Source organism: Streptomyces sp. NRRL WC-3549 (assembly GCF_000721935.1).
Taxonomy (GTDB): domain Bacteria; phylum Actinomycetota; class Actinomycetes; order Streptomycetales; family Streptomycetaceae; genus Streptomyces.
The window spans coordinates 26023-36418 of the sequence record NZ_KL585419.1; the positions used below are offsets into that span (position 1 = coordinate 26023).

Genomic DNA, 10396 nt, shown 5'->3' on the forward strand with positions numbered 1-10396 from the left:
GATGTGTATAAGAGACAGCCGTACAGCGGCTTCTGGATGCCCGTGTCGGGGTCCTGGCCCATGACGGCGACGACGGTGGCGAGGTCCGGGGTGTAGCCGGCGAACCAGGCGGCCCGGTCCTCCTCGGCGGTACCCGTCTTGCCCGCCGCGGGCCGGCCCGCCGACCGGGCGGCGGTGGCGGTGCCGCCCTCGACGACGCTCAGCAGGACGGAGGTGGTGGTGTCGGCGGCCTTGCGGCTGATGGCCTGCCGGGTCTTGTGGGTGGGGAGGGCGAGGTCGGTGCCGTTCTTGCTGATCTTCACGACGAGGGAGTGGGGCCGCTGCCGTCCGTGGTCGGCGAGGGTGGCGTAGGCGGAGGCCATGTCGAGGACGCTGGCGGTGGCGGGGCCGAGGGCGATGGAGGGGGTGGCGGTGAGGTCGGGGGTGGTCTCGGGGATGCCGAGGGCGACGGCGGTGTCCTTGACCCGCTCGGGACCGACGTCCTGGGCCATCTGGGCGTAGACCGCGTTGACGGACTTGTCGGTGGCCTCGCGGACGGTGATGGAGCCGTAGTCGACGTCGTCCTCGTTGGCGGGGGAGTAGCCGGTGGAACCGGTGGCGCTCTGGACGGTGCGTTCGTTGGTGCCGTCGTAGCGGGTGTTGGGGGTGATGGCGTGGCCGCCCTGGTTCTTCGAGCCGTTGGCGAGGGCGGCGGCGAGGACGAAGGGCTTGAAGGTGGAGCCGACCTGGTAGTCGCGGCGGGTGGCGTTGTTGACGTACTGCCTGGTGTAGTCGACACCGCCGTACAGGGCGACGACGTGGCCGTTGGCGGGGTCGACGGAGACGCCGCCGGCCCGGACGTTGCGGTCGGCGTCGCGGTCGTCGCTGGTCTTGGACAGGACGTTGTCCTCGACGGCCTGGACGAGGGCGTCCTGTTTGTCCTTCTGGAGGGTGGTGACGATGCGGTAGCCGCCGGTGGCGAGGGTGTCCGCGTCGATGATCTTGTTGCTGGTCAGATAGGCCTCGACGGCCTGGATGACGTATCCGCGCTGGCCGGAGAGCGCGGTCGGGGGCTCGGCCTTGACGGGGGCGGGGAAGGTCATGGCCTGGCGGTCGGAGCGGCTGAGCCACCCCTCCTTGACCATCCCGTCGAGTACGTAGTCCCAGCGGGCCAGTGCCGCCTTCTTGTTCTCGGGGTGGACGACGACGTCGTAGTTGCTGGGGGCGTTGAGCAGGGAGGCGAGGTAGGCGCCTTCGCCGGTCTTCAGGTCCTCGACGTCCTTGCCGTAGTAGGCGTGGGAGGCGGCCTGGATGCCGTAGGCGTTGCGTCCGAAGTAGCTGGTGTTGAGGTAGCCCTCCAGGATCTCGTCCTTGCTCTGCTCGCGGTCGAGCTTGACCGAGATGAAGAACTCCTTGGCCTTGCGGACGACGGTCTGTTCCTGGCCGAGGTAGTAGTTCTTGACGTACTGCTGGGTGATGGTGGAGCCGCCCTGGCGTCCCCCGCCGGTGAGCGTCTTCCACCCGGCGCGGAGGGTGGCCTTGACGTCGATGGCGTCCTCGGAGTAGAAGTCCCGGTCCTCGGCGGCCAGTACGGCGCGCCGGATGTTCTGGGGGATGCGGTCGAGCGGGACCTTCTCGCGGTTGATCTCGCCGTCGCGGGCGATGACCTTCTTCCCGTCCGCGTACAGGTAGACGTTGGACTGGGCGGTCGCGGCGGCGTTGGCGGCGGGGATGTCGACGAGCTGGTAGCCGACGAGGAAGCCGCCGGCGAGGAGCAGGGCGAAGAGCAGGACACCGCCGAGGGCCATGCGCCAGGTGGGTACGGCCCGGCGCCAGCCGGTGCGCCTGGGGCGTTTGGTGCGCTTCTTGGTTTCGGCCGCGCCGTCCGCCTCCTGGGCCGCCTGGGCGTCGGTGTCCGGGGTGTCCGACGCGTCCGAGGTCTCGGGTGTCTCCGGAGTTCCCGGTGTCCCCGGTGTCCCCGGTGTCCCCGGTGTCCCCGGGGTGTCGGGGGTGTCGGTGGCGTCCGGGGTGTCCGGCTTCTTCTCGGGGTCGGGTTTCGCGGCCGAGGGGTCCCGGGGGGACCAGCCCTCGTTGCCCTGCTGACCAGGGTCTCCGCTGTTCTGCGGTGGCTCGTGGCTCATGACGTGGAGGCTCCTCGACTGCGGACAGTTATCCCATAGTGCACTTTTTGTTGCGATAACTCCGATATACACCCTGGAGATGGGGGTCGCGGCGGCCTCGGGGCGTGTACGGGGGCTGCGCCGCGGTTCACCGGCGGTCGAAATCGAGCTGATGTGCGATCGGGGGTGGTGATCGGCCTCGGCCCTCCGGCGTGCGGCGGGGCGCTCCCCGGGCTGCGCGGGCGGGGAGGGCGAGCGGAGGCCGGCGGTGGACTCGTCGGTGCGGGAGCCGGACGCCGAGGCCGGTCTCGCGGAGAGGCAAGCGGCGGTTCCGGCCCGCCGAGCGGTGCGCGGGGCTATTCCGGGCAGTCCGTAGGCCCGTGTTCGCGTTGCTCTATAGGCTGCTGGTCATGACAAGTGAACGCCCGGACATGCGCGCTTCGGATGCGGAACGTGAGCGGATAGCCGAGACGCTGCGGGAGGCCGTGGCCGAGGGCCGGCTGGAGATGGATGAGTTCGAGCAGCGGCTCGACGCCGCGTACAAGGCGCGTACGCACGGGGAGTTGGAGCCGTTGATCGACGACCTCCCGGTGCCGGGCGGGGCCGTGGCCCCGGTGCGGGCCGGGTCGTCCGTGCCGGCCGGGCGGTCGGTGGCGTCGGCGGACTGGTCGCAGCGGATCGGCGGCCCCGCGACCTCCACGGGCGGGTTCGCGTTCTGGAGCGGGTTCAGCCGCAAGGGCCGCTGGACCGTGGGCCGGGTCTTCAACGCGTTCGTGATGTGGGGCGGGGGCGAGATCGACCTGCGGGAGGCGTGTTTCGAGGACCGCGAGGTCGTCATCCGCTGCTACGCGATCATGGGCGGGATCCAGGTGAAGGTGTCCCCGGACGTCCACCTCCAGGTCAACGGCGTCGGTGTCATGGGCGGATTCGACGAGCAGTCGAAGGACGCCGACTTCGGGGCCCCGGCCCCGGACGCCCCGAGGGTGCGGGTGACCGGTCTCGCTCTGATGGGCGGGGTCGGCGCGGTGCGCAAGTGGACCAAGTCCCAGCGGCAGCGGTTGAAGGACGCCGGGCGGAAGCAGTTGGAGGACTGAGCGGGGCCGGGCCGTCCGCCCGGCACCCGGTTCAGAAGGCGCCGGTCTTCGGCGCTCCGGTGACCGTGGCCGGGTCGACGAGCCGGCCCAGGACGCGGTATCCGGCGTCGTTGAAGTGGAGCCGGTCGCCGGAGTCGTAGGCGGGCCGGATGCGGTCGGGCGCGTAGGGGTCGCGTACGGCGCGGTCGAAGTCGACGTAGTCGTCGAAGACGTGGCCCGCCCTGATCTGCGCGTTGACGGCCCGGCGTACGTCGTTGCGCGCGGGCGTCCAGGTGGCGTAGCCCCGGAACGGTGTCAGTGTGGCGCCGACGACCCGCAGGCCGTGTGCGTGGGCGCGGTCGGTGAGGGAGCGGAGGCCGGCGACGATGCGCCGGGCGTCGGTCTCCTGGGGTGCCTGCTGCACGTCGTTGATGCCGAGCGCGACGATGACGGTCCTGGCGCCGGCGACGGAGAGCACGTCGCGGTCGAAGCGGTGGATGCCGGACATGCCGCCGGCGCCGGTGGGGTTGGTGCTGTCGCGCAGGACGCGGTTGCCGGCTATGCCCTGGTTGGCGACGCCGTACCGGTGGCCCAGCCGGTCGGAGAGGACGTCCGGCCAGCGGCTGTCGGTGTCGGTGCTGGAGGCGGTGCCCGCGGTGAGGGAGTCGCCGATCACGACGATCGCCCCGGGCGCGGTGTCGTTGCGGACGTCGACCGCGGTGAGGTAGCGCCAGGCGGTGGTGGGCCAGGTGCGGGTGGCGTCGGCCAGGTGGGACGTCTGGTGGGCGTTGGGGTGGTGGGTGACCGGTCGGCCGCCGTACGGGGTGCGCAAGGTGACGAGGAGGTCGGAGTCGGGCGCGACGGGGACGGCCACCGGGTCGCTGACGACCTGCCGGCCGGCGGCGACGGTGACGGTACCGAGGCCCCCGAAGGTGACCGGGCGCGTGGCGACGGTGGCCTGGTCGACGACGAGCGGGGTGGTGCCGAAGAGGTTGGACAGGGTGATGCGTGCCGCGTCACCGCCGATGCTCGTGTGCACGGTGTTACGGATGGTGTGGCCGGGGTACCCGTCGGCACTGTTCGGCGGTTCGGGGCTCGCGGGGGCGCCGGTCCAGGTCACCACCCAGGTGCCGGACGAGTGGGCCGGTGCGGCGGGTTGACGTGCCGCGGGGTGCGCCTGTGCCTCGGCGAGCGGTGCCCGCCGTGTCGAGGTCACCAGCGACGTACCGAAGGCGACGGCGGCGGCGAGCGCGGCGGTGCCTGCTACGAGGGCGATGAGCAGGGTGTGTCCCTGGCGCCTGGGCATGGGCATGGGCGGTGATTCTCCTCGGGGGGTGCGGGCTGATCTGATGAGGCGGCAGGCCACGGGGGTTCGGCAGGTGGCCCGGGAGTAGGTCAGGTAGGGACAATTGCGTACGGCACGGACTGACACGTACGCGGACGGGTGGAGCGGATGGAAGAGGACGCGGGGCAGGGAGCGGGGCCGGGGTCCGAGGACCGAGGTCCGGACGGTGACCGGCCGGGCCGCCCCGGGCCGCCGGGCGCGGGCGGGGCGCCGGAGGGGCCGCCGGACGCCGGGCCGACGTCCGGCGAAGTACCCGGGGCCGGCGGCCCGGATGACGGCGGGTCAGCGCGTCCCGGGCCGGCGGGCGGGAGCGGAGCCCCGCCCGGGGAGCCCGCGTCCCCCGGGCCCTTCGGGGCCGGTCCCGGGCCCGGTGGCCGCCCGGCGGACGCGTCCGCCCAGGGCGGCGCTCCGGGCGGACGTGCCGTGACGGCTCCGGGGCGGGTGCCGGGGGGCCTGGGCGGGTTCGCGTACACCGCCGCTGACGAGGAGAAGCGGCGCGGGGTGCGCCGTATGAAGACGACGGCCACGGCTCTGCTCCTCCTTGTCGCGCTCGTGTACGTACTCGCCACCTGGGCGAAGAACGCGGGGGTGGGCGGCTGGCCGGGCTACGTCGCCGCGGCCGCCGAAGCGGGGATGGTGGGTGCGCTGGCGGACTGGTTCGCCGTCACGGCGCTCTTCCGGCGTCCGCTCGGCCTGCCCATCCCGCACACCGCCATCATTCCTACCAAGAAGGACCAGCTCGGGGCCTCCCTCGGTTCCTTCGTGGGCGAGAACTTCCTGTCCGGAGACGTCGTCCGTGACCGAATTCACGCTCTGGGCGTCGGTGCGCGGCTCGGTACCTGGCTGGCCGAGCCGGCCCATGCCGACCGGGTCACGGCCGAGCTCGCCACCGCGCTGCGCGGTGCGCTGACGGTCCTGCGGGACTCCGACGTCCAGGCCGTGGTCGGCGAGGCGATCACCCGGCGGGCGGACGCGGCCGAGGTGGGCCCGGGCATAGGGAAGATGCTGGAGAAGGTCGTCTCGGACGGCGGCCACCGCAAGGTCGTGGACCTGGTCTGCACCCGGGCCCACGACTGGCTGGTCCTGCACGGTGACTCCGTGATGGACGCCGTGCAGGGCGGAGCGCCCGGGTGGACGCCCCGCTTCGTCGACAAGCGGATCGGGGAGCGGGTCTACAAGGAGCTGCTGCGGTTCGTCACCGAGATGCGGGACATGCCGGGCCACCCGGCGCGCGGCTCGATCGACAGGTTCCTGACGGACTTCGCGGCCGACCTCCAGACGGACACGGAGACCCGGGCCCGGGTGGAGCGGCTGAAGTCGGAGATCCTGGGCCGTGGCGAGGTCCAGGACGTCATCGCCTCGGCCTGGGCCGGCGTCCGCACGATGATCATCACGGCGGCCGAGGACGAGCGGAGCGAGCTGCGGCTGCGGGCCCGCGCCTCGCTGATCTCGCTGGGTAGGCGCCTGGCGACGGACGAGCGGTTGCAGGCCAAGCTGGAGGGCTGGCTGGAGGACGCGGCGGTCTACGTCGTCACGACGTACCGCACCGAGATCACGTCGCTGATCAGCGACACCGTGGCCGGCTGGGACGCCGACCAGACATCGAGGAAGATCGAGGCGAACATCGGCCGCGACCTGCAGTTCATCCGGATTAACGGCACGGTGGTGGGCGCCCTGGCCGGTCTGGCCATCTACACGGTCTCCCACGCCCTGGGCGGCTGAGCCCCGGCGGGGGTCCCGGGGCCTGGCCCCGGGGTGCGCCCGTACGCGGGCGGGCGCACCCCGTGCCGTCTCTCAGGCGCTGCGCCGGGTGACCGCCCAGGACGCCGCCGCGACGCCGCCCGCCACGGCGAACACCGCGGGCCAGGCGCCGACCTTCTTGGCCAGCGGGTGCGAGCCGGCGAACGCCGCGACGTAGGCGCCCCCCTGCCGGTTCCACTCGTAGGCGGCCACCGACCCGGCGGCGGCGAGTGCGACCCCGCCCAGCGGGCGCTTCTTCGTCCACCGGGCGATTCCGTATCCGCCGACGAGTCCGCTCGCCGCCACCGCCGCTGCCGGAACCTTCGCCATCGCCGCCACCTTCGCTCTCTGCGTCCGCGATCCGTTCCCGGACGATGGTTCCGAGGCTAACGCCGGTCCGGGGCCTCGTGGCGCGCAGGGGGTGCACAAGCGTTTACCCTCAGAGGTGAACAATTGTGCACCCCCTGCGTACGGAGATCTCATGAACGCACCCGCACCGGCCGCCACGACCCCCGGCCACCCTCGCTTCGCCCTCGGCGTCCTGGCCTTCTGCGGTGTCGTGGTCGCGATCATGCAGACGCTCGTGGTCCCGCTGCTCCCGCACATACCGGAGCTCACCGGCGCCACCCCCGCCGCCGCGAGCTGGCTGGTCACCGTGACCCTCCTCACCGGTGCGGTGTTCACGCCCGTCCTCGGCCGGGTCGGCGACATGTACGGCAAGCGGCGCGTCCTCCTGGCCTCCCTGGGCCTCCTCGTCGTCGGCTCGGTGCTGTGCGCCGCCAGCTCGCACATCGGCGTACTGATCGCCGGACGCGCCCTGCAGGGCGCGGCGATCGCCGTGGTGCCGCTGGGGATCAGCATCCTGCGCGACGAACTGCCGCCCGAGCGGGTGCTGTCCGCGGTCGCGCTGATGAGCTCGTCGATGGGGATCGGCGCGGCCGTCGGCCTGCCGATCGCCGCCGTGGTCATCCAGAACTTCGAATGGCACACCATGTTCTGGGTCTCCGGTGCCATCGGCCTCCTCGACATCCTCCTGGTGCTCCGCTGTGTCCCGGAGTCGCCGCTGCGCACCCGCGGACGGTTCGACGCGCCCGGCGCCCTCGGGCTGACCGCCGCCCTGGTCTGCCTGCTGCTCGCCGTCAGCCAGGGCGGCGGCTGGGGCTGGACGTCCCCGCTCACCCTCGGACTGCTCGTCGCCTCGGTCGTCATCACGCTCGTCTGGGGCGCGTACGAGCTCCGCGTCCGCACCCCGATGGTCGACCTGCGTGTCTCGGCCCGCCCCGCGGTGCTGCTCACCAATGTCGCCGCCCTGCTGATCGGCTTCGCCTTCTACGCCAACTCCCTGGTCACCGCGCAGATGGTGCAGGAGCCCAAGGCCACCGGCTACGGGCTCGGCGCCTCCCTCGTCGTCAGCGGGCTGTGCCTGCTGCCCGGCGGTGTGACGATGGTGCTCCTCTCGCCCGTCTCGGCCCGGATCTCCGCCGCACGCGGCCCGAAGACCAGCCTCGCGCTCGCCTCCGGGATCATCGCCGTGGGATACGGGGTGCGGTACTTCACCAGCCACAGCCTGTGGATGATCGTCGCCGGCGCCACGGTCGTCGCCGCGGGCACGGCCATCGCCTACTCCGCGCTCCCGGCGCTCGTCATGCGCGGTGTGCCCGTCAGCGAGACGGGGGCGGCCAACGGCCTGAACACCCTCATGCGCTCCGTCGGCCAGGCGTTCTGCAGCGCCACCGTGGCCGCCGTACTCGCCAACATGACGTTCGTCGCGGCCGGCCGTACCGCCCCCACCTTGGGCGCCTACCAGCTGGTCTTCGTGATCGCCGCCGTCGCGGCGGTGCTCGCCCTGGTGGTGACGCTCTGCATGCGGAAGGGCCGCGCCGATGCGGGTACGGTCGGGGGACCACGCGAGACCACCGGCCGTACGAGGGCGGTGCCGATCCAGGAGAGCGCATGACCGCCCGAGCCACCGCAGCAGCGTCGCCGGCGGAAGCCACCACGAGCAAGGACGCGATCCTGCGGGCCGCCCGCCGGGCGTTCACCCAGCGCCCGTACGCGGAGGTCACCATCCGGGGCATCGCGGCCGACGCCGGGGTGAGCGCCTCCCTCGTGGTGAAGCACTTCGGCCGCAAGGAGGAGCTGTTCAACACGGTCGCCGACTTCGGTCCGGCCGCCGAGGAACTCTTCGACGCCCCGGTGGACGGGCTCGGCCGCCACATGGTGCTCACCCTCGTGAACCGCCGCCGCGAGCGGCAGGCCGACCCGCTGCTGCGCGTCGTGTTCTCGCTGGGCAACCACGACGAGCGCTCCCTGCTGCGGGACCGCTTCCACGAGCAGGTCACCGGGCGTCTCGCCGCCCTGCTGACCGGCCCGGAGGCGGAGCTGCGCGCCGAGCTGATCGCCGGTCACCTCCTGGGCCTCGGAGCCACACTGGGGCTGCACCGGGAGGGCGCGGGCGCCCTCGCCTCCGCGGAGCACCTCGCGGACCTGTACGCGCCTGCTGTGCAGCGGCTCGTCACGGGCTGATCGCGCGTCAGGGGCCGGTCACGGGCCGGGCGGGGCGGCAGTAGGGTCGGGAAATCCTACGAGGGGGGCCTCATGCCTGTCCGTACTGCTCTGCGTGCCGCGATACCGGCCATGGTCCTGGGGGTCTGCCTCTCCGGCTGCTCCCTGCTCAAGAGCACCCCGGAACCGGACGCCGATGCCGCCGGCCGGCCGGCAGCCTCCGCGGACGCCGCGGAGGCGACGGCCGGGGGCACCGGAGCGGAGGCGGGCGAGCCCGCGCCCTCGGAGGTCCGCGACGCCTTCGCCGGGCTCCAGGCGACCCTGGACGAGACCTGCACGCCCGGTGCCGGGGACTGCGCCTACTTCCTGGGCCGCGTCGACGACGAACTCGACCGGCTGGACGAGGCGATGAAGGCCGACCCCCAGGGCCCGGAGCACTTCAAGGAGCCCTTGGCCTGGATCGCCACCCTGAACACGGCGCTCGACGGCGACCCCTCCGCCCCGAACCTGGAGAAGCACAAGGACGACCTGGTCGGCACCCGGGACCGCGTCAACACCTGGATGCAGGACCACCCGGAGGACTACCGCTGACGGGACGTCAACGCGCGGACGAGCAGGCCCGGTGGGACGCCGAGGCGAGGGTGAGCGGTCACCGGCTCCGCGGTGCGGGACTGCGTCCCAGGATGCCCAGCAGACGCGTCACCTCCGCGGCGACCGTGTCGCGGGCCGGGCCGAGGTAGGCGCGGGGGTCGGCGGCCCGGGGGTGGGCCTCCAGGTGGGCGCGGACGGCCCCGGTGAACAGCTTGTTCAGGTGGGTGGAGATGTTCACCTTCGTCATGCCCGCCGCGACGGCGCCGGCCAGCCCGGTGTCCCCGACGCCGGACGAGCCGTGCAGGACGAGCGGGACGTCCACGGCCGCGCGCAGCCGGGAGATGAGTTCGAAGTCGAGGGCTGCGTCCCGGGTCAGCATGGCGTGCGAGCTGCCGACGGCGACGGCCAGCGCGTCGACCAGGGTCGCGCCGACGAACGCCCGCGCCTCGTCGGGATCGGTGCGTACGCCGGGGGCGTGCGCCCCGTCCTTACCGCCGATCTCCCCGAGTTCCGCCTCCACGTCCACGCCGTGGCCGTGGCAGTACTCCGTGATCGCCCGGGTCGCGGCGACGTTCTCCTCGTACGGGAGCGTGGAGGCGTCGAACATGACCGAGGTGAAGCCCAGGCCGACCGCCTGCCGGACCAGGTCCGCGGATTCGGCGTGGTCCAGGTGCACGGCCACCGGGACGTCCGCCGCGCGTGCGAGGGCGAGGGCGGCGAGGCCGATCGGTTCCAGGGAGCCGTGGTAGCGGGCGGTGTTCTCGCTGATCTGGAGGACCACCGGCAGCCCGGCCGCCTCCGCCCCGCCGACGATGGCCTGCGCGTGTTCGATCTGCACCACGTTGAAGGCCCCGAGGCCCGTTGCGGCGGAACGGGCCTCGTGCGCGAGGGCACCGGTGGATATGAGCGGCATGGGCTTCCTTCGCAGTGCGTGAATCCTGGCGAATGATGCTCGAAGTTGCTCATTTATAGCGTGCTTGAAGCAGGTTGGAAAATATGAGGTGCACGACAGCCGCCCCCGGCGTGGCCGGGGGCGGCTGTCG

Annotated in this window: 9 protein-coding genes; 5 read left to right on the top strand and 4 right to left on the bottom strand. The window is 72.7% G+C overall.

The genetic code is table 11. The features are described 5' to 3' along the window. Positions 1 to 2120, bottom strand: a 2120-nt coding sequence (locus IH13_RS0124375; protein ID WP_063837483.1) for a transglycosylase domain-containing protein, incomplete at its 3' end; no start/stop codon positions are given. 410 nt (positions 2121 to 2530) lie between these two features. Between IH13_RS0124375 and IH13_RS0124380 the strand changes: the two genes are divergently transcribed. Further along, positions 2531 to 3193, top strand: a complete 663-nt coding sequence (locus IH13_RS0124380) for a DUF1707 SHOCT-like domain-containing protein (protein ID WP_031087849.1) — start codon at positions 2531 to 2533, stop codon at positions 3191 to 3193. Between the two features lie 31 nt (positions 3194 to 3224). Here IH13_RS0124380 and IH13_RS0124385 read toward each other — a convergent pair whose 3' ends face one another. Beyond that, positions 3225 to 4478, bottom strand: a complete 1254-nt coding sequence (locus IH13_RS0124385; protein ID WP_031087851.1) for an SGNH/GDSL hydrolase family protein — start codon at positions 4476 to 4478, stop codon at positions 3225 to 3227. A gap of 147 nt (positions 4479 to 4625) precedes the next feature. Between IH13_RS0124385 and IH13_RS0124390 the strand changes: the two genes are divergently transcribed. Beyond that, the gene (locus IH13_RS0124390) at positions 4626 to 6239 is read left to right on the top strand and encodes a DUF445 domain-containing protein (protein WP_031087853.1); all 1614 of its coding nucleotides are present in this window, start codon (positions 4626 to 4628) and stop codon (positions 6237 to 6239) included. Positions 6240 to 6311: 72 nt separating this feature from the next. On the opposite strand, the gene IH13_RS0124395 is transcribed toward IH13_RS0124390, so the two are convergent. Continuing rightward, a complete protein-coding gene (locus IH13_RS0124395; RefSeq protein ID WP_031087854.1) occupies positions 6312 to 6587 on the bottom strand; it encodes a hypothetical protein in 276 nt (91 codons plus the stop codon). A 151-nt stretch (positions 6588 to 6738) separates the two neighbouring features. Between IH13_RS0124395 and IH13_RS0124400 the strand changes: the two genes are divergently transcribed. From IH13_RS0124400 to IH13_RS0124410, 3 genes are all read left to right on the top strand, one after another. Next, complete coding sequence (locus tag IH13_RS0124400; RefSeq protein ID WP_031087856.1) at positions 6739 to 8214, top strand: MFS transporter; 1476 nt, start codon at positions 6739 to 6741, stop codon at positions 8212 to 8214. Beyond that, positions 8211 to 8783, top strand: a complete 573-nt coding sequence (locus tag IH13_RS0124405; RefSeq protein ID WP_031087858.1) for a TetR/AcrR family transcriptional regulator — start codon at positions 8211 to 8213, stop codon at positions 8781 to 8783. The genes IH13_RS0124400 and IH13_RS0124405 overlap by 4 nt, the downstream gene beginning before the upstream one ends. A gap of 72 nt (positions 8784 to 8855) precedes the next feature. Continuing rightward, positions 8856 to 9353 (top strand): hypothetical protein, encoded by a 498-nt coding sequence (locus IH13_RS0124410; protein ID WP_082317690.1) that lies wholly within the window; start codon positions 8856 to 8858, stop codon positions 9351 to 9353. Positions 9354 to 9411: 58 nt separating this feature from the next. Here IH13_RS0124410 and IH13_RS0124415 read toward each other — a convergent pair whose 3' ends face one another. Continuing rightward, positions 9412 to 10266 (bottom strand): class II fructose-bisphosphate aldolase, encoded by an 855-nt coding sequence (locus IH13_RS0124415; protein ID WP_031087862.1) that lies wholly within the window; start codon positions 10264 to 10266, stop codon positions 9412 to 9414. Positions 10267 to 10396: the final 130 nt, after the last annotated feature.

Excerpts from the sequence above, each read along its gene's own strand:
- IH13_RS0124380 (WP_031087849.1), top strand. The coding sequence starts at position 2,531 with ATGCGCGCTTCGGATGCGGAACGTGAGCGGATAGCCGAGACGCTGCGG.
- IH13_RS0124385 (WP_031087851.1), bottom strand. The coding sequence starts at position 4,478 with ATGCCCAGGCGCCAGGGACACACCCTGCTCATCGCCCTCGTAGCAGGC.
- IH13_RS0124390 (WP_031087853.1), top strand. The coding sequence starts at position 4,626 with ATGGAAGAGGACGCGGGGCAGGGAGCGGGGCCGGGGTCCGAGGACCGA.
- IH13_RS0124395 (WP_031087854.1), bottom strand. The coding sequence starts at position 6,587 with ATGGCGAAGGTTCCGGCAGCGGCGGTGGCGGCGAGCGGACTCGTCGGC.
- IH13_RS0124400 (WP_031087856.1), top strand. The coding sequence starts at position 6,739 with ATGAACGCACCCGCACCGGCCGCCACGACCCCCGGCCACCCTCGCTTC.
- IH13_RS0124405 (WP_031087858.1), top strand. The coding sequence starts at position 8,211 with ATGACCGCCCGAGCCACCGCAGCAGCGTCGCCGGCGGAAGCCACCACG.
- IH13_RS0124410 (WP_082317690.1), top strand. The coding sequence starts at position 8,856 with ATGCCTGTCCGTACTGCTCTGCGTGCCGCGATACCGGCCATGGTCCTG.
- IH13_RS0124415 (WP_031087862.1), bottom strand. The coding sequence starts at position 10,266 with ATGCCGCTCATATCCACCGGTGCCCTCGCGCACGAGGCCCGTTCCGCC.